Below are 20,088 nucleotides of genomic sequence, written 5' to 3' on the forward strand. Positions count from 1 at the left end.
ATGGATTCGGATCCGGCTTCGCCCATAATAGCGGTATTTATTGCGTTAAGGCGGTAGTTTAATTGAAATACGCTCACCACCCTATAGGCGGCGGCATAAGATGGTTTATACGTTGGTTAGAAGAAAGGAGCGAGGCCTTCCATGCTGACTGGAGTCCGGACCGTCTTTGTTGGAGGAGACGCAAGGCAAATTGAGGTCATACGAAAATGCGCTGAGATGGATGCCTCCGTCATGATCGCCGGGTTTGAGAAATTGCAGGATTCTTTTCAGGGAGTGACTCGCGAGCCGCTCACGCCAGAGCTGTTATCGAATGCCGATGCTCTGATCCTGCCTGTCGTGGGATGTGATGACGAGGGACGTGTCAGCGCGCTGTTCTCAGAAGGGCCATTGCGATTGCAGGAGGAACATATCGCAGCGATGCCCGGACATGGAGTGATCTATACAGGCATGGCGAAACCCTATTTGCGCTCGCTATGTGACAAATATAAGATCAAGCTGGTAGAGATTTTGGAGAGGGACGATGTAGCCATCTATAATTCCATTCCGACAGCGGAAGGTGCGCTGATGATGGCGATCCAAAACACGGATTTTACGATTCATGGATCAACCAGCATGGTGCTTGGCATGGGACGGACAGGGTTCACCATGGCTCGCAGCCTGCAAGGGCTTGGTGCCAAAATCCGGATGGGCGTACGCAAATCGGAGCACTATGCCAGAGCGGAGGAAATGGGCTGGAAGCCCTTCCTGGTAAGGGATCTGGGTTCTTATGTGTCGGATATTGACTTGCTTTTTAACACGATTCCAACTATGATAGTCACAGCACAAATCATCTCGAAAATGCCTCGGGAGGCAGTCATCATCGACCTTGCCTCCGCACCTGGCGGATGCGATTTTCGCTATGCTGAAAAACGGGGTATCAAAGCCATGCTCGCACCCGGACTACCCGGAATCGTGGCTCCAAAAACAGCCGGCATCATTATGGCCAACACGCTGGTGGAGCTGATTTCTGAAGAAATCAAGATTCGGGGGGATGCGTAGATGAATTGGAATGGAATAACAGTGGGTTACGCCCTGACAGGATCGCATTGCACGCTTGAAGAAGTGATGCCGCAGATCCAGCGGTTCAAAGATGGTGGAGCAAATGTGGTGCCGATTGTATCCAGCACCATCATGACAACCGATACCCGATTCGGCACATCGGAGAATTGGCAGAAACAGTTGAAAGATATAACCGGGAATGATATTATTTCTACAATTGTGGAGGCGGAACCGCTAGGTCCATCCAAGCTTCTTGACGTTCTGGTTATCGCCCCATGCACGGGAAACACGACCAGCAAGCTGGCCAATGCGATGACTGACAGCCCTGTACTAATGGCAGCCAAGGCGCAGATGAGAAATTGCAGACCGCTGGTTCTGGCGATTTCTACGAATGATGGCCTTGGGCTGAATGCGGCGAATATCGCTAAGCTGCTTGTTACGAAAAACATTTATTTTGTTCCTTACGGACAGGATAATCCGCAGCAGAAGCCTAATTCGCTTGTCGCCAAAATGGATTTGATTCCGGAAGCGTGTTATGCGGCTCTGGAAGGGAAACAGCTGCAGCCGATGATCGTAGAATATTCGCATTAACCGCGATTTAGCCTTTTGAACAACAAGGGCATCATAGAAAAGTGTGACAGCCGCGGTTTCATTCATGAAGGGGAGTTTAGACAGATGACCGAGCATCTTTATAATGTGGCCGTTGTTGGGGCAACTGGCGCAGTCGGGCAACAGATTCTCAAGCTGTTGGAGTCGCGTCATTTTCCGATTGCTGAGTTAAAGCTGTTGTCCTCTGCAAGATCTGCCGGTAAAGCATTGAACTTCAAAGGCCAAGCGATCCTTGTGGAAGAAGCAACCCCCGACAGTTTTGCAGGAATCGATATCGCGCTGTTCAGTGCGGGCGGCGATGTGAGCAAGGCACTTGCGCCACATGCGGTACGCCATGGAGCAGTATGCATCGATAACACCAACGCATTCCGCATGGATCCGGATAAAGTGCTGGTCGTGCCGGAGGTTAACCCTGAGAAGATTGACGAACATAACGGTATTATTGCGAATCCGAATTGCTCAACGATTCAGATGGTAGCAGCGCTGAAGCCGCTTCATGACGCATACGGCATATCCCGCATTATCGTTTCAACCTATCAAGCCGTTTCTGGCGCCGGACATCAAGCCATTGATGAAATGCTGCGCCAGAGCAAAGAGATTCTTGACGGCCAAAAGGTGCAGCCTGATATTTTACCTGTTGGATCGCTGCCTGTAAAGCATCAAATCGCCTTTAACGCGATTCCGCAGATCGATAAATTTACAGAGAATGGTTATACCTTGGAAGAAATGAAGATGATCCGCGAGACCAAAAAAATTATGGGCGACGAATCCATCGAAGTGACGGCTACCTGTGTTCGTATTCCAGTCGTTAGCGGGCATTCGGAATCCGTGTACGTTGAATTCAAGAATGACTATGATCTGGAAGAAGTTCATCGACTTCTGTCGAATGCGCCCGGTGTTACGCTGGTTGACGATCCAGCTGCACAATCGTATCCGCTTGCTACGGAAGCCGTGGGGAAACCGGATGTATTCGTAGGAAGGCTTCGCCGCGATCTGGGACATAAGCGTGGACTTAACATGTGGATCGTTTCAGATAATCTTCTGAAGGGTGCAGCATGGAATGCCGTGCAAATCGCAGAAATCATCGTCAACAAACGGAACGGCCAGGCTTAGTAGCCGGCCGTTTCAGTCGGTCGGCCCGAAATTTACGTCTCCTGGGCATATACAAACGGAGGAATATTTTATGCGCATCTTAGTTCAAAAATTCGGCGGCACCTCATTATCCACACCGCAAGCAAGAACCCATGTTATTGGGCACATCCAGCGCGAACTGGCTAATCACTACCAATTGGTCGTAGTCGTATCGGCTATGGGACGCCGTGGGGAGCCTTACGCAACAGATACTCTTCTGGACTGGATCAATCATAATGGAAACGCGCTTCCAGACAGAGAGCGGGATTTGCTGCTCTGCTGTGGTGAGATTATCTCAGCTACAACGCTGTGCAGTCTGCTTCAGCATGAAGGGATAACCGCGACGGTGCTGACGGGTGCCCAAGCCGGATTTCTTACAGACGATCACTTCGGAAATGCACGCATTAAGGACGTAAAACCTGAACGGGTTTTGAAAGAGCTGGAGTCTCATCAGGTCGTTATCGTGACCGGTTTCCAAGGACAGACCGATTCGGGTGACTTTACGACGCTGGGGAGGGGCGGAAGCGATACGTCGGCTACCGCGCTTGGAGCCGCGCTTCGCGCCGAAATGGTTGATATCTACACGGACGTTAACGGTATTCTTACGGCGGATCCCCGCATCGTGGAAGATGCGAAGCCGCTCAGCTATGTAAGTTACACGGAGATTTGCAATATGGCTCATCAAGGTGCCAAGGTGATTCACCCTAGAGCAGTTGAGATTGCCATGCAATCCCAAATTCCGGTCAGAGTGCGGTCAACCTTCTCGGATAATGAGGGAACACTGGTTACCCAGCCGGAAGGTTTCAGAGATATACAATCCGGAATCGTGGACCGCTTTGTGACGGGAGTTGCTTATGTAAGCAATATTACGCAAATCTCAGTGGAGTGCGATCGCATGGAAGGTCTTCAACTGAAGGTTTTCAAATCGATGGCGGAACATTCCATCAGCGTGGACTTTATTAATGTTACCCCTACAGGAGTCCTTTATACGGTATTTGACAGCGATTCGGAGAAGGCGATTGAAGTGCTGCAGAGCCTTGATTTGAAACCAAAAAGCTTGTCCGGCTGTGCGAAGGTATCCGTCATTGGCGGCGGCATCAACGGAGTTCCGGGCATCATGGCCAAAATCGTGGAATCCTTGAGCGAGCACGATATTCCGATTCTGCAATCGGCAGATTCGAACACAACGATCTGGGTGCTTGTGAAGAAGGAAGATATGGCTCAAGCGCTGCGCGCTTTGCATCACAAATTCGAACTTCACCGATAAGGACCCGAGATGATCTGTTCGTTAAACGTTTGATAGGAAATACTATATATAAGATTACTTACGAAGAAAGCTTGCCCGCTTGGGACAGCTTTAAGGAGGAATCATTGTGGATTTCGGAAGATTGATTACGGCTATGGTAACCCCATTTGATCAGAACGGCGAGATCAATTGGGACGAGACTGCGAGATTGATTGAGCACCTGATTGTGGAACAGAAGTCGGACTCCCTTGTTATTGCAGGGACAACGGGCGAATCGCCAACGCTTCGCGAAGACGAAAAGCTAGAATTGTTTAAGTTCGCAGTGAAGCAGGCGGATGGACGGAGCAAGATCATCGCAGGTACCGGCAGCAACGATACGGCACATTCTGCAGAATTGACGAAAAAAGCGGAAAGCTGCGGCGTCGACGGTATTTTGCTTGTCGCTCCGTATTATAATAAGCCGAACCAGGAAGGGATCTACCAGCACTTTAAGGCGATCGCTGAGGCAACTTCCTTGCCTGTCATGCTGTATAACGTACCGGGGCGGACGGGCATCAGCCTAAGCACGGCCACTACCTTGCGTCTGGCTGAAATACCGAACATCGTTGCGACCAAGGAATGTGCTTCGATTGACCAGGTCACGGGCATTGCCGCAGGGGCTCCGGACGGGTTCATCGTATATTCCGGCGACGATTCCGCAGCACTGCCTGCTCTGGCCGTTGGTGCTTACGGGATCGTAAGCGTGGCCAGCCATATCGCTGGTGCCCGTATGAAGGATATGATCCAAGCTTATGTGGAAGGAAACGTTAAGGAAGCTGCCAAGCTGCATCAATCCTTGTTTCCGCTGTTCAAGGGCCTGTTTGAGTGTCCTGACCCGCTTCCGAACCCGGCGGCGGTTAAATTCGCTCTGAATGAGCGGGGCTATCAGGTCGGCGGCGTTCGCCTGCCGCTCGTTTCTCCTAGCGAGAATGAGGCTGCATTTATCCGTAAGATGCTGTCATCCTTGTAACCTGCGCACCCACCATACTCAGCCACTGCCTTCGATGAAGGCAGTGGCTTTCTTCGTTTTAAACCCTTCTGTTTCTGGGTATCCTATGGCTCACGAAGGTGGCTGACTTGTGTTTTCACTTTTTCATCATGTATAATGAATTCAAGTGACTGGGTGCGGTATTTTTTTGAAATTTAATATAACAATGGTACGACGTCCAAAACTATAGGAGGGTTAGATACATTTGTCTAAGAAAATAAGCAACGATAAACTATCGATTTTTGCCTTGGGCGGCGTCGGTGAGATCGGGAAGAACATGTATGTCATTCAATATGCCAATGACATCGTTGTCGTGGATGCGGGATTGAAGTTCCCAGAAGAAGATATGCTTGGGATTGATATTGTTATTCCTGATATTAGCTATTTAACGGAGAATCGAGACAAAGTGAGAGGGATTTTGCTGACTCACGGTCACGAGGACCATATCGGCGGCCTCCCTTACGTATTGAAACACTTGAATGTTCCTGTATACGGAACGAAATTGACGCTCGGACTCGTGGAAAACAAGCTCAGAGAAGCGAACTTGCTTGGTGAGACGAAACGGATTCTGATCCATGCGGATTCGGAAGTACAACTCGGAAACACATTGAAAGCGACCTTCTTCAAGACTAATCACAGTATTCCGGATTCCGTCGGAATCTGTATCGAAACACCTGAAGGCAATGTAGTGCATACAGGAGACTTTAAGTTCGACCATACTCCGGTAAATGACCAATATGCGGATCTGCAGCGTATGGCTGAGATCGGGAGCAAGGGAGTATTGGCTCTTCTGTCAGACAGCACGAACGCAGAAAGACCAGGCTTCACACCTTCCGAGAAGAACGTGGGCATCGTGCTGGAAGATATTTTCCGCAAGGCCGAGCAGCGGGTGGTTGTTGCAACGTTTGCATCCAATGTGCACCGCATCCAACAGGTTGTCAACGCAGCTGAATCCACGGGCCGTAAAATTACGGTTATCGGAAGAAGCATGGTCAACGTGGTGTCCATTGCCGCTGAGCTTGGATACTTGTACATTCCGGACGGCATGCTGATCGAACCTGAAGAGGTTAACAAAATGGCGGCCGATCGCGTTGTCGTATTGTGTACAGGCAGTCAAGGAGAGCCGATGTCAGCGCTCACACGCATGGCGCGTTCCACTCACCGCAAGGTGGATATTCTGCCGGGGGATACGGTTATCATTGCAGCGACACCGGTTCCAGGTAATGAAAAATATGTCGGCCGTACGATTGATGAGTTGTTCCGTCTTGGAGCAGACGTGATTTATAGTGGATCCAATTCGGGCGTCCACGTATCGGGTCACGGCAGCCAGGAAGAACTTAAGCTGATGCTGAATCTGATGAAACCGCAATTTTTCATCCCTGTCCATGGCGAATACCGGATGCAGCGCCGACACGCTCTGTTAGCAGAGTCCGTTGGTGTTGATCCCGATAACATCTTTATTACCGATATCGGTGAAATTGTGGAAATTCAAGGCGGCTCGGCCCGCAAAGCCGGCAAAGTTACCGCTGGCAATGTTCTGATTGACGGACTTGGCGTTGGTGACGTAGGAAACATCGTACTGCGCGATCGCAAGCTTCTGTCCCAGGACGGAATTCTGGTCGTTGTCGTTACCTTGAGCAAGCAAAACGGTTCCATCGTATCCGGTCCTGATATTATTTCGCGTGGATTCGTATACGTACGGGAATCCGAAGGGCTTCTGGATGAAGCCAATCGTATCGTTTCCAGCACGCTTCAGAAGCTGATGAGTGAAAACGTGAATGAATGGGCGTCACTGAAGACCAGCGTAAAAGACGCTTTGGGACGCTTCTTGTATGAACAAACACGTCGCAGACCGATGATCTTGCCGATCATTATGGAAGTCTGATACAAGATAACAACATTAATCAGGCACACAGTCGCCCCTTTTTCGCAGGTAATAATTGGACGGTTCCCGCGAAAGAGGGGCTTTTTATAGGTTAATCCTAAAACTTCTCCGAGTCATTTCGGCAGAAGTTTTTTTGTGGTTTATGCAATGTCGACCTCATGCTGAAGCATCAGATAAGCATAAAATAGTCCCGTCATTTGCCATACTAAGGTTTAGCTATGTGTTGGTTGCAGCAGCTAGACATTAAGATAAAGGCAGGGATGCGCAGTGGACAACGATCAATGGATGACCGGCAGCAGAAAAGGAGAATGGACTGGTGAGACGGAGGCTCCTCAGGTCATCCCCACCGAGGAAGCCAAGAAAGCGGCCGTGACGGAAACCATACAGCAGCTGGGACAGACGGGGCTTCCGACCGGTGGGGAATCGAACGTATTTTGCATGACGATAATTGGACAAATCGAGGGCCATATCGTGCTGCCTCCGCAAAATAAAACGACCAAATACGAGCATATGATTCCACAGCTCGTGGCAGCTGAACAAAACCCGCGGATCGAAGGACTCTTGATCATTCTCAATACCGTTGGCGGTGACGTGGAAGCCGGACTTGCCATTGCCGAGATGATTGCATCGCTCAGCAAACCGACCGTAACGGTAGTCATTGGAGGCGGGCATAGTATCGGCGTCCCGATCGCTGTAGCAGCAGACCACTCGATCATCGCGGAGAGCGCGACGATGACCATTCACCCGATACGCATGAGCGGGTTAGTCATTGGCGTGCCGCAAACCTTTGAATACATGGAGAAAATGCAGGAGCGTGTTGTGCGTTTTGTGACGAGCCATTCGAGGATAACAGAGGAACAGTTTAAGGATCTGATGTTTAAAACCGGTGAATTGAACAGGGATATCGGTACCGCGGTTTCGGGTACAGACGCCGTCAAATATGGCCTCATGAACGAAGTGGGGGGAATCGGGCAGGCATTAAGCCGGTTGAACAGTATGATTGCAGAACGTAAAACGATAAGCCCGGGGGGGATAACGCAATGATATGGTACAGCGTCATCCCTTTGGATCCGGCCGGGCTGCTGCAAGGAGAGCAGGCAGTCGTTACGTCCAGGGAAATTCGGGTTGAAGGAATACTGATGGAAGTTGAACCGATGTCAGAGGACCAGGCGAAAATTGTCCGTTTACTCGATTGTGGGCTTCAAGATTACTTGAATCCACGCTATTCTCCAGGGGCAATGATTCGCTATATTCCGACGGTAGAAAATGAGGCTAAAGGCTGAAAACAGAACATAGGTACGCCACCGAATATTATGCTATAATATGGATTCGGGGGTGACACTTTTGGCAAAACGGAAAAGAAAGAAGAAGGCAGCCTTTGCAGCCGTTTTGAAGTATGAAATTTATGGGATTGTATTGATGACACTTTCGGTCATTGCATTATCCGGAGAAGCACCGGTGGGGCGTTCCCTGTCCAAGATGTCGGGATATCTGCTGGGCAAGTATTATTTTATCATCCCCCTAATCGGCATTTATTACGGGTTAATGGTGATGATTCACCGGAAATGGCCCAAACGCTGGAACAGCAGACGCACCGGTGTCCTTCTCTTGGTGTTATCGCTAACTTTAATGAGCAGTATTGCAGGTTTGGAGTCGAAGCTGGCCCCGATTGGACAATTGAATGCGTCAAATGCGATGAGCCAGATACATAGTGATTTGCAAGGCGAGCTTCTTCATGCCGGGGCAGATGATGGACATCATCCCGTCATGGGCAGAGACATCAGTGGCGGTTACATTGGAGCGTTGCAGTTTGCCTTTCTGTTAATGCTGTTTGGCAGCATAGGGGCCAAGTTGATTGTAATTGTCATGCTGGTTATCAGCTTCATACTGATCACCAACCTGTCCTATGTTGATTTAATGCGGATGTTCCGCGTGAGGGTTGTAAAGGCCGGAGAACGGATTCAGAAAAAAGTGAACAGCCACCAGACCAAATCAAGAGCGGCAGCAAAATCAAGCGCGAAGGAACAACGTATGCAGCTGCCGGAGGATCTGGATGAGGACGATGATCTGGATGATATGGAGGGCATGAGGCTGCCGCGCCGCAAGGCACCGCAATTCTTCCAGCTGTTCGGTTCCAAAGGGGGCAAAAGGGACGAAGCAGTGGAAGAGGCCGGGGATGCTGCGGATGAGGCGTCTCCGGTATTTACGGTTGGTAACGGACATGGTGCTAAGGAGAAAGAGGAGGTCGTCCTGTTCAACAGTCAGGTTCAACCGGAGGAAGAAGCGGACGTGATCTCACCTGCAGTGGAATCCGTGCCTTCATCGCCGATTATTCGCGATTTCTTCGAGCAAGTGAAACAAGAAGGCCGCCTGGATGACGAGTACGATGATCACGAAGCGGTGATACCTTCGGCACAAGAGGAATCTCCGGGGAATACCGCCGCGATTCCTGAGCCCCTCGTTGGCAGCCTTGAAGCTTCAAATGGCGAGTTGAGTGGAGTTACACCTGCTGCTGCGGATAACGGAGGGCAGGAGGGAACAGCACCGGCAGCACCGCCGGCTCCCCCACCCAAGCCGTACAAGCTGCCTCCATTCCGGCTGCTGTCCAAACCCAATAACGGCGGTAAGGGTGGAGACCAGAACGATTATATGCAGACAGCGCGCAAGCTGGAAGCGACACTGGAAAGTTTCGGCGTTCGAGCCAAGGTGCTGGAGGTTGTTCGGGGGCCATCGGTAACCCGCTATGAAATTCAGCCGGACATCGGGGTTAAAGTCAGTCGGATCGTCAATCTGACCGATGATATTGCACTTGCACTTGCGGCCAAGGATATTCGGATGGAAGCGCCGATTCCCGGCAAATCAGCCATCGGGATCGAAGTGCCGAACAACGAAGTTTCACTAGTTACGATGAGAGAGGTTATGGAGACGCCGACGTTCCAGGACGCGGAATCGAAGCTTTCGATTGCATTTGGCCGTGATATTTCCGGCCAGACCATTGTCGGTAACTTGGCACGGATGCCCCATCTTCTTGTTGCAGGTGCAACGGGTTCGGGTAAATCCGTATGTATCAACGGCATTATTACCAGCATTCTGTATAAAGCGAAGCCGGATGAGGTTAAATTCCTGATGGTCGATCCGAAGATGGTTGAGCTCAATGTCTACAACGGGATTCCGCATTTGATGGCACCGGTGGTAACCGATCCGAAGCGGGCATCCTTGGCACTTAAGAAAATCGTGGTAGAGATGGAGAAGCGGTATGAGCTGTTCTCCAAATCCGGGACGCGAAATATTGAGGGCTACAACAATCTGATGAAGGATAATTTGCCGGCAGTGTTGCCGTATATCGTCGTTATCGTGGACGAGCTGGCCGATTTGATGATGGTTGCAGCCAACGATGTGGAAGACGCGATCACGCGACTGGCCCAAATGGCCCGTGCTGCGGGGATCCATTTGATCATCGCGACGCAGCGTCCATCAGTCGACGTTATTACCGGGGTCATTAAAGCGAACATTCCGTCGCGCATTGCCTTTGGTGTGTCATCGCAGGTTGATTCCCGGACGATTCTGGACATGGCGGGGGCGGAGAAGCTGCTTGGCCGCGGAGATATGCTGTTTATGCCGATGGGCTCCTCCAAGCCGATCCGCGTCCAGGGTGCTTTCATGAGTGATCATGAAGTCGAGAATATTGTGGATTTTGTCCGTGACCAAGGACAGGCGGAATATGACGAGTCGCTGGTGCCTGAGATAGAGGAATCCGCCGGCGCGGACGAAGAAGAATTGGATGAGTTGTATGAACAGGCGGTGACTATCGTATTGGAAGCTAAGCAAGCGTCCGTATCGCTGCTGCAGCGGAGAATGCGCGTAGGTTATACCCGTGCAGCGCGTCTCATCGATTCGATGGAGGCACGTGGGGTTATCGGACCTTATGAGGGAAGCAAACCGCGGGAAGTGCTGATGTCCATGGAGCAATATCAACAACAGCAGAATCGAATCAGTTAAGGGAGCCGATCCCACAACTTCAAACAAAGGAAGCGAACAACCAGACTGCTGGGTTGATCGCTTCCTTTTTTGTTGGTTCACGTGGTGCTATTCATTTTGCGGTATTTGCTTGCCGTCAGTTTCATAATTTTCTTAAAGGTTCGGTCAAAATGCGTCAGGCTTTCAAAGCCGATGGATTCGGCGATGTCCACGATTTTCAGGTCCGTATCCGTTAGAAGGCGCTGCGCTTCGCGAATACGGGTGAGGTTCAAATAATTAATGATCGTAAAGCCCGTAATTTCTTTGAATATCCGGGACAGGTAGAACGGGCTGATGTAGAAGGTTTCGGCTAATTGCTGCAGCGTGATTTTGTCTGCATAATGGACGTGAATATACTTAACGACGTCCGTGATTTTCTGATGGAGCGGATTCATGGACGTGTGAGCAGGCAGCGAGGCGGAATGGGTTAACCGAGAGGTTTTAATGAGTAACTCCGTAAGCAGCACCTGCAGCATATACTCGTACGAAGCGGCGCTTTCTCGGATTTCATCGGCCATCTTATTCAAAATTTGCATGATGATTGCTTGCTCTGGAACGGTTAAACGCAGCAGTGGTCTATCCTGATTAAACATGTTCAGCAATCCGGATGCCAGCAAGGGATGGCCTTTTCCCAGAAAAGAATCGCTAAAATTAATGACGATACGTTCATGCTCCGGATCGCCTTGTCCCGAGGTTTTATGAACGTCGAATTTATTGATGAGAATGAGGTCTCCCGCCTGGATGGTGTACAATTTTTCTTTTATAAAATAATGACGCTCGCCTGTAACCAAATAGTAGATTTCATAGGTTCCGTGATAATGGTTATTTCGTTCAAAGGGCTTGGTGCGATGAATGCGATGGTAGTAAAATTCCCCTTCCTCTTCCCCGTAGGTTACGGTGTGGGTATCGCTGGATATCATAATCTGCCCCCGCTTCGCTTCAATTCATTCATGATCAGGTTTATTCTAATACTTCAGTATTATTGTACCAACTTTTATAAAGCAAAACAAAGCAAGATATGTTGAATGAGCCTTCAATTTCGCAATAAAAGTGAAGAAATCCAACTGATGATGCTGTAGCATAGTAGGTAAATCTACAGAAATGGACGGTGTTATCATGAGACCTTTTATGGATGAACATTTTTTGCTCAATAACGAGACTGCACGCACCTTATACCATGATTATGCAAAAGACATGCCAATCATCGACTACCACTGTCATCTGAGTCCGCAGATGATCGTTGACAATCACAGGTTCGAGAACTTGACCGAAGCGTGGATTAACGGCGATCACTACAAATGGCGGGCAATGCGAGCCGCTGGAGTAGAAGAGGCATACATCACGGGCGGCCCGGGTGTGAGTGATTATGATCGCTTCTTGGCTTGGACGCGCACCGTTCCGATGACGATTGGCAATCCGTTGTTCCATTGGTCTCATCTGGAGCTGCAAAGACTATTCGGCATTCAGGATATCATTAATGAACAGAATGCTCCGCAGATATGGGAAGCGGCAAACAAGCGACTGCAGGAAAATGATTTGACCACACGGGGATTGATCGTTTCAAGCCGCGTGAAAGTGGTCTGCACAACCGATGATCCGACGGATAGCTTGGAATATCATATCAAGCTGGCGGAGGAAGGCGATGCCGGTTTTCAGATGCTTCCGTCATTCCGTCCGGACAAGGGACTGGAAATTAACCGGGAGACGTTCCTTCCGTGGGTGAAATTGTTGGCGGACCGAAGCAGGATGGAGATTACGGAGTATTCGGCATTCCTGAAGGCACTTGAGCAGCGGGCAGAGTTTTTCCATTCGGTTGGCGGCCTTGTATCCGATCATGCGCTGGATTACGTGCCCTATGAAGAGGTTACCGAGACCCAAGCGGCTGACATCTTCCTGAAAGCGCTTAATGGGGAGCGGGTTTCCCGTCAGGAAGAGGAACAATTCAAAACGTATACGCTGCTTTTTCTGGGTCAAATCTACGCAAGACTCGGCTGGGTCATGCAATTTCATATTAACGCCCAGCGCAACAATAACACCCGGATGTTCCGACAATTGGGTCCGGATACCGGTTATGATTCCATTCACGACAGTCCAATCGCGGTACCGCTTGTAAAGCTGATGGATCGGCTCGATCAAGAGCGGTCACTTCCACGAACGATTCTTTATTCGCTTAACCCAAGCGATAACGATATTCTCGCAGCACTTATCGGCAGTTTTCAAGGCGACGGTATTCCGGGCAAAATCCAGTTCGGTTCCGCCTGGTGGTTCAACGATACCAAAGACGGTATGGTCGACCAGATGAGCAAACTCGGCAATATGGGATTATTAAGCCGATTTGTCGGCATGCTGACCGACTCCAGAAGTTTCTTGTCATATACCCGTCATGAGTATTTCCGGCGGATTCTTTGCAATCTCCTCGGAGATTGGGTTACACGGGGAGAAGCACCGGATGATCTTCCATGGCTCGGGGGAATCGTCCAGGATATTTGTTACAACAACGCCGAGAGCTATTTTCGATTTGGCCGGACGGAAGGGAGATAAGACATGGATGCGAAGACAGATCGTGGCCGGGTATTGAGGTTGGTAGGACGCGATTCTTTACAGATACAACAGCGACATGACCAGGATATGTTGAACCTTCCCGTTAAAGTGCTGCAAATAGGCGAGGGCAATTTTCTAAGAGGGTTCTTCGATTGGATGATATATGAATGCAACCGGCAGGGTCTGTTCCAGGGAAGCGTGGCCGTCAGTCAGCCAAGACCTGGGGGAGCACGCAAGCTGGAGCAGCTTCGGGAACAGGACGGGATATACGGCTTGCTGACCCGAGGCCTGCAGAATGGCCGGAAGATCGAGGAGGAGTTATGGATCCCGGTGTTCTCGGAGATGATTGACCCCTATGCGGAATGGGGGCATTTCTTGAGTGTGGCCGAGCTGGATTCCCTGGAGATCATCGTCTCCAATACAACGGAAGCGGGTCTCGTATATCAGCTTAGTGACTGGAATCCGTCGGAAGCGCCGATGTCATTCCCCGCTAAGCTTACCATGCTTTTATATCGGCGTTATGAGCGTTATGAAGGCTCGCCGGACAAGGGCCTGTTGATCCTCCCATGCGAGCTGCTGGAACGAAACGGGGATATCTTGCGATCGATTGTACTGCGGCATGCGGAGGATTGGGGACTTTCGCCGGCTTTTCGGAGCTGGGTTGAGGAATGCAACCTGTTTCTGAACTCGCTTGTGGATCGGATCGTAACCGGATATCCGGAAGAGGCCGAGCGCTATTTTGACCAATGGGGTTATGAAGACCGAATGTTGAACACGGCGGAGCCCTATTATTTCTGGGCTATTGAGGGCGACCCCTCATTGGAGTCCAGGCTGCCACTCCAGTCGGCAGGTCTTCAGGTAAGCTGGGTGCCTGATCTGACGCCGTACCAGGTAAGAAAAGTAAGAATCTTGAATGGAACGCATACGCTGATGGCTTCCATCGGCTTGCTTCACGGTTTCACTGAAGTGAAAGAAATCGCAGAGAGCATGGAATGGGGAGAAGATATTCGCAGCGGAATGCTGCAAGAAATCGTCCCCTTGGTGCCTCTCCCGCCGGAAGAGGTTACGGCTTATGCCGAAACCGTGTGGGAGCGATTCCGCAATCCTTTTCTTCGGCATAAGCTCCAGGATATTGCCATGAACAGCATCTCCAAGTTCAAGGTGAGGCTTTTGCCAAGCTTAAAGGAATATGTCAGCTCGCACAATACGCCCCCAAGCCTCATAACTCGGGGATTGGCCTCTTTGATCCGTCTGTATCATGCCATACAAGTAGAAGAGCAGTGGTACGGCACGCGTCTTGATGGTGAACGGATGCTGTTAAGAGATGATCCGGACAGTCTGATGACATTCTATCAAGCGTGGCAAAAGGTAGAAGACCGGGAATGGAGTATACGTCAGCTTGTGGCATCCATTCTTGGCGATCAGGCTTTATGGGGCGAGGATTTGAACCGGATACCCAATCTTCATGAAGCGGTAAGCCGTTATATCGAAGAAATGGAGCTGATCGAGACATGAGCGACATCGTCATACTTCATCACAAGGACGACGTCGGTATCGCGCTTCGTCCCTTGTCGGCAGGAGAACATGCCATCGGGCTGCTGAACGGGAAGGAGCATACGATCGAGGTAACCGAGAATGTGCCAAAAGGTCACAAGGTAGCTCTTCGATTGATAGAGCCGGACAGCCATGTTTTGAAATTCGGCTATTCGATCGGATTGGCGAAGGAAGTCATTTTGCCGGGGAGATGGATCCATACCCACAATTTGAAAACCGGACTATCCGGTGAAGTGGAGTATCAGTATAAGCCTGGTGCAGAAGCAGCGGCTCAGGAATCACCGACGGTTATGGAGTCCCCAACGTTCCAGGGGTATATCAGACCCAGCGGTCAGGTTGGGATCCGCAACGAAATTTGGATCATCAACACCGTCGGCTGCATTAACAAAACCTGCGAGCTGTTAGCGCGCATGGCTGGCCAACAGTTCCAGGGGAGAGGCATTGATGGGGTTTATCACTTCCCGCATCCCTACGGCTGCTCGCAGCTTGGAGATGATCTAAGCCATACCCAGCGTCTGCTCTCGTCCCTGGCCCAGCATGGCAATGCGGCAGGCGTGCTTATTATCGGGCTCGGCTGCGAGAACAACCAGATCGATCAAATGCAGGCCATGATTGGCGAGCAGGAAGGGAAACGGATCCAATATATGCGTGCTCAGGACATGGAGGATGAATTGGAGGAGGGGTTGTCCCTCATCTCGGAGCTCGTGGAATATGCCGAGACTTTCAAACGGTCTGCGGTTCCTCTGTCCAAGCTGAAGATCGGACTGAAATGCGGCGGGTCTGACGGTCTGTCGGGCATTACAGCCAATCCGCTGGCGGGCCGAATTGCGGATACTATCACTGCTCACGGCGGTACTGCTCTTCTGACAGAGGTGCCGGAGATGTTCGGAGCCGAAACGATCCTGATGGACCGGGCCGCCAACGAGCAGGTGTTCCAGGATATTACGTTGCTCATTAACAATTTCAAGCAATATTTTGTATCGCACGGACAAGAAATTTATGAAAATCCTTCTCCTGGTAATAAAGACGGCGGCATCACAACCCTGGAGGAGAAATCGCTGGGGTGTACTCAAAAAGGGGGAAACGCCACCGTATCCGATGTACTCCGTTACGGCGTAAGATCAACGAAGCCGGGGTTAAACCTGATCGAGGCGCCAGGCAACGACCTTGTATCGGTTACGGCCCTGGCTGCAGCGGGGGCCCACCTCGTGCTGTTCACGACGGGGAGAGGGACGCCGTTTGGCGGTCCGGTTCCCACCGTCAAAATCGCCACAAATTCCGAACTGGCCGCTCGTAAAAAGCATTGGATTGATTTTAATGCAGGTGCTTTGCTGGAAGGTAAAAGCATGGATGAGCTTCATGAGGAACTCATGCATCGTATCGTCCGATTAGCCTCGGGCGTTGAACAGACGAGAAATGAACGCAATGGCTTCCGGGAAATATCCATTTTTAAGGATGGCGTCATTTTATAGCGTGTGCTGTTGGAACAAGATTAAAAAAGAGGAGGAGCCTATATGTCCAATCCCATTCAGCAGCAAGAACAGTTGACCATGTCACCCCTAGAACTCGGCACCAAGGCTTGCCAATCGATCATGAAAATGTATTCGCCGGAGCAGCTGCCGCCCGCAGGACGGTGGCATTACCACCAGGGTGTATTTCTGGTTGGAATGTCTCAATTATGGAAATTTAGCGGTGAATCAAAGTTTTTGGATTACGTTAAGGGCTATGTCGATCATTTGGTGGATTCCAACGGGAATCTGCTGCTGGAGCGGGGGGAGCTGGATTCCGTTCAAGCGGGCCTGCTCCTGATGGAGCTGGATGCTGTATGTCCCGAACATCGGTACAGGGCTGCCGCGGATAAACTGCTCCGTCTGTTATCTACTTTGAATCGGACCACCGATGGAGGATACTGGCATAAGGATCGCTACCCTTACCAGATGTGGCTGGACGGCTTGTATATGGGCGGCGTGTTCACGATGAAATATGCCCAGCAGTATAATAAACCCCATTTATTTGATGAAGTGCTGTTCCAGGAGAGGTTGATGCGCTCCCATACCAAGGATCAGGCAACCGGGTTATTTTATCATGCCTGGGACGAGAGCAGGACGATGCCTTGGGCTGATCCGGTTAGCGGGCAATCTCCGGAATTTTGGGGACGCGCCTTAGGCTGGTATGCGTTGTCGATCGTGGAGTTCCTTGATTTACTGCCTGAGGACCATCCGGCGAGGGAAGAACTGGCTGTTGTGCTCCGTGAATTAAGCGAAGCGCTGGTGCGTTATCAGGATCCGCTTACCGGACTGTGGTATCAAGTTATAGATAAAGGGGACCGGGAGGACAATTGGCTGGAAACCTCTTGCTCCAGTCTCTTCATATATACCTTGGCTAAAGGGATTCGACTCGGTTATCTGGATTCATCCTTGATCTCCCATGCAAGACATGGATATAACGGCCTGGCTCAATCCGTATATATGGATGGTCAGGGGCATCTGGTCATGCCTAAGATCTGCATCGGTACAGGTGTCGGCGATTATAAGCATTATGTGGAAAGGCAGCAATGCGAGAATGACCTCCATGGTGTTGGGGCGTTAGTCATGGCGTGCGTTGAGCTTGGCAGGATATAAGGATTAATCCTTGGGCGAGCGTTAAATCTATTCTGAACATTAAAGAGCTGTTCCTCTGAGGAACAGCTCTCTTTGTGCTGCGATGATGTGCTGTCTTCGTTCAGTCCTCTCGCCGAACAGGTGCATAGGAAACTGGCAGGCTTGTCATAATAACGGTAGCGAGGCTTGTTAAACCACAAGAGAAAGGTAGAGCGCAGCATGAAAAACTCAAGAATCTGGATTCTAATAAGCATTGCGATTCTGTTGTCTGCCGTTGTCTTCGCTCAGGGAGGCCTGGGAACAGATCATTCGAATCTTCAGGAAGCTTTGCCAACCTTTAGCCAGCAGACCATCAAATTTGGTTCTACCGGCGAAGATGTGTATGAGCTGCAAGGCCGTCTGAAACACCTGGGCTTTTATCACGGGAAAATTGACAGCGTATTTGGCTCCAAAACCCAAGGAGCCGTTAAATGGTTCCAATCGGAGTTTGGCATGAAGGTAGACGGTATCGTAGGACCGAAGGTCAAGCTTAAACTGTATAATGCAACCAAGGATTTCCGTCCGACTGCTCCGAAGGCTCATGAAGGTGGAGGCGGTGCAGCTGCCGGTGGTGGCGGAGGTTCAGCAAACAATGAAAGCGGCAATAACAACTTAGCCTCATCTGATTCAATGGGCCTTTCAGAGAACGATTTGAGAATCATGGCGAATGCCGTATATGGCGAAGCGCGAGGAGAGCCGTTCGAAGGCCAGGTTGCCGTAGCGGCGGTTATTCTCAACCGGGTAAAATCACCAAGCTTCCCGAATACGCCGCATGGGGTTATATTTGAGCCGAGAGCCTTTACCGCGGTAGCCGACGGTCAAATATGGCTTGAACCGAACGAGCAGGCGAAGAAAGCAGTACAGCAGGCGCTGAGCGGCTGGGATCCGACAGGAGGCTGCCTGTACTATTTCAATCCGAAAACGGCCACCTCGCCATGGATTTGGACCCGCCCTCAAGTCAAAACCATCGGTCAACATATATTCTGTATGTAAGCCGTAAACAACAGCAACCGGGGCCTGTCTTCGGTTGCTTCTTCACTTTGCAATGGGTTAGAATGAAAGTTATCGATGAAGTAAATTTTGGCAACGACAATCCATGATGTAAGGGGATATGGACCTTGACGAAAACGGAATTTGAACACGGTACAGTCGGAGGAATTCGGATTCACGTATTACCGACCAACCGATTCAAGACATTTGCGATATCGCTTTACGCCGGAAGTCCGTTAGCAGAAGAAACCGTGACCACGACCGCGCTTACACCTTTTGTGCTGCGCAGAGGGACCGTTTCCTATCCGGAAACGCGAGCTTTCCGAGAACAGCTGGAGCAGCTGTACGGCGCCGGATTTGGATTTGACGTGTATAAGCGCGGCGATTATCAGATCGTGCACTTTCGCATGGATACGATCAATGACTCTTTTGTTAAGAGTCCGGAGAGCCTGCTGCGCTCTTCATTTGCTTTTTTGGGGGAAGCTTTCACCCAGCCCGTGTTAGAGAATGGAGCATTCCGCAAATCTTATGTACAGACCGAGAGAGACACGGTCCGCAAGAAGTTGGAGTCCATCGTCAATGATAAAATTCGTTACGCTGCGGAGCGCTGCATCGAGGTTATGTGCAAGAACGAACCGTATCGGCTGCATCCGTTAGGAGAACGGAAGGATCTTGACGGAATCACGCCGGAAGGCTTGTATGAGTCCTATCAGAACTGGCTTAATGAATCCGTTCTGGATCTGTATGTAGTTGGCGATACGAGTTTGGATGAGGTGAAGAAGCTCGTAGAGGAGCATTTTAAACTGAACAGAACAGCAAGCAAGGATTATGTTCCTTCCTCCACGCGAACGGCAGCGAGCGGGACGCAGACGGTCGTGGAGAAGCTGGACATTAATCAAGGCAAGCTCAACATGGGTCTGAGAAGCACCATTACTTACGGAGATGATGAGTATGCCGCCGCTCTTTTGTATAACGGGATTTTGGGCGGTTACCCGCATTCAAAGCTGTTCGTTAACGTGAGGGAGAAGGAAAGCCTGGCGTATTACGCGTCGTCCCGTTATGACGGCCATAAAGGAATCGCAACCATCCAGTCCGGCATCGAGGTTCAAAATTTCGAGAAGGCTGTCCAAATTATTCAACAGCAGCTTGATGACATGGCCAAGGGTGCCATTACGGATATCGAAATGACCCAAACGAAAGCCATGATCCGCAACGTGATCAAAGAAATGCAGGATTCGGCCTTCGAGATGATTGCGTATGATTTCAACCGCACGCTGTCGGGCCGGGAACGTACGCCGGATGAGCTGCTGCAGCAGGTGGAAGGCATTACAGTGGATGATGTGAAGCAAGCGGCTTCGGCATTTTCGCTGGATACGATCTATTTCCTGAAAGGTCAAAAGGAGGAATAGCC

Annotated in this window: 16 protein-coding genes; 15 read left to right on the forward strand and 1 reads right to left on the reverse strand. The window is 50.5% G+C overall.

Annotation, left to right across the window (positions count from 1 at the left end; translation table 11 throughout):
• Positions 1 to 141: 141 nt before the first annotated feature.
• The 9 genes from dpsA (at position 142) to AK95_RS11740 (ending at position 10,935) form a co-directional block, all read left to right on the forward strand.
• On the forward strand, positions 142 to 1,038 hold the full coding sequence (gene dpsA / locus AK95_RS11700) for a dipicolinate synthase subunit DpsA (protein ID WP_071220128.1): 897 nt from the start codon (positions 142 to 144) through the stop codon (positions 1,036 to 1,038).
• Entirely contained in the window at positions 1,039 to 1,629 is a 591-nt protein-coding gene (locus AK95_RS11705; protein WP_071220129.1) for a dipicolinate synthase subunit B, read from the forward strand. It abuts the gene before it with no gap.
• A gap of 84 nt (positions 1,630 to 1,713) precedes the next feature.
• Positions 1,714 to 2,760, forward strand: coding sequence for an aspartate-semialdehyde dehydrogenase (locus tag AK95_RS11710; protein ID WP_071220130.1), 1,047 nt, complete (start codon positions 1,714 to 1,716; stop codon positions 2,758 to 2,760).
• Between the two features lie 70 nt (positions 2,761 to 2,830).
• On the forward strand, positions 2,831 to 4,045 hold the full coding sequence (gene dapG, locus AK95_RS11715) for an aspartate kinase (protein ID WP_071220131.1): 1,215 nt from the start codon (positions 2,831 to 2,833) through the stop codon (positions 4,043 to 4,045).
• Positions 4,046 to 4,151: 106 nt separating this feature from the next.
• The gene (gene dapA, locus AK95_RS11720; protein WP_071220132.1) at positions 4,152 to 5,033 is read left to right on the forward strand and encodes a 4-hydroxy-tetrahydrodipicolinate synthase; all 882 of its coding nucleotides are present in this window, start codon (positions 4,152 to 4,154) and stop codon (positions 5,031 to 5,033) included.
• Positions 5,034 to 5,256: 223 nt separating this feature from the next.
• Entirely contained in the window at positions 5,257 to 6,936 is a 1,680-nt protein-coding gene (locus AK95_RS11725) for a ribonuclease J (protein WP_071220133.1), read from the forward strand.
• 285 nt (positions 6,937 to 7,221) lie between these two features.
• Entirely contained in the window at positions 7,222 to 7,980 is a 759-nt protein-coding gene (locus AK95_RS11730) for a ClpP family protease (protein ID WP_397376667.1), read from the forward strand.
• Complete coding sequence (locus AK95_RS11735) at positions 7,977 to 8,219, forward strand: YlzJ-like family protein (protein WP_071220135.1); 243 nt, start codon at positions 7,977 to 7,979, stop codon at positions 8,217 to 8,219. Before AK95_RS11730 ends, AK95_RS11735 begins: the two co-directional genes overlap by 4 nt.
• Positions 8,220 to 8,280: 61 nt before the next feature.
• Positions 8,281 to 10,935, forward strand: a complete 2,655-nt coding sequence (locus AK95_RS11740) for an FtsK/SpoIIIE family DNA translocase (RefSeq protein ID WP_071220136.1) — start codon at positions 8,281 to 8,283, stop codon at positions 10,933 to 10,935.
• A gap of 77 nt (positions 10,936 to 11,012) precedes the next feature.
• Here the strand turns inward: AK95_RS11740 and AK95_RS11745 are convergent, their stop codons facing one another.
• Positions 11,013 to 11,873: a helix-turn-helix transcriptional regulator gene (locus AK95_RS11745; RefSeq protein ID WP_071220137.1), complete on the reverse strand. Its 861-nt coding sequence runs from the start codon at positions 11,871 to 11,873 to the stop codon at positions 11,013 to 11,015.
• A gap of 196 nt (positions 11,874 to 12,069) precedes the next feature.
• On the opposite strand from AK95_RS11745, the gene uxaC reads away from it, so the two are divergent.
• The 6 genes from uxaC to yfmF all read left to right on the forward strand — a co-directional run bounded on the left by uxaC (position 12,070) and on the right by yfmF (position 20,086).
• Positions 12,070 to 13,494, forward strand: a complete 1,425-nt coding sequence (gene uxaC, locus AK95_RS11750) for a glucuronate isomerase (RefSeq protein ID WP_071220482.1) — start codon at positions 12,070 to 12,072, stop codon at positions 13,492 to 13,494.
• A 3-nt stretch (positions 13,495 to 13,497) separates the two neighbouring features.
• Positions 13,498 to 15,009, forward strand: coding sequence for a tagaturonate reductase (locus AK95_RS11755; protein ID WP_071220138.1), 1,512 nt, complete (start codon positions 13,498 to 13,500; stop codon positions 15,007 to 15,009).
• A complete protein-coding gene (locus AK95_RS11760; protein WP_071220139.1) occupies positions 15,006 to 16,520 on the forward strand; it encodes a UxaA family hydrolase in 1,515 nt (504 codons plus the stop codon). The genes AK95_RS11755 and AK95_RS11760 overlap by 4 nt, the downstream gene beginning before the upstream one ends.
• 42 nt (positions 16,521 to 16,562) lie before the next feature.
• Positions 16,563 to 17,669, forward strand: a complete 1,107-nt coding sequence (locus AK95_RS11765; RefSeq protein WP_071220140.1) for a glycoside hydrolase family 88/105 protein — start codon at positions 16,563 to 16,565, stop codon at positions 17,667 to 17,669.
• Positions 17,670 to 17,867: 198 nt separating this feature from the next.
• Positions 17,868 to 18,680, forward strand: a complete 813-nt coding sequence (sleB, locus tag AK95_RS11770; protein ID WP_071220141.1) for a spore cortex-lytic enzyme — start codon at positions 17,868 to 17,870, stop codon at positions 18,678 to 18,680.
• Positions 18,681 to 18,805: 125 nt separating this feature from the next.
• Positions 18,806 to 20,086, forward strand: coding sequence for an EF-P 5-aminopentanol modification-associated protein YfmF (yfmF, locus tag AK95_RS11775; RefSeq protein WP_071220142.1), 1,281 nt, complete (start codon positions 18,806 to 18,808; stop codon positions 20,084 to 20,086).
• Positions 20,087 to 20,088: the final 2 nt, after the last annotated feature.

It is taken from the genome of Paenibacillus sp. LC231 (genome assembly GCF_001860525.1).
Classification (GTDB): domain Bacteria; phylum Bacillota; class Bacilli; order Paenibacillales; family Paenibacillaceae; genus Paenibacillus_AQ.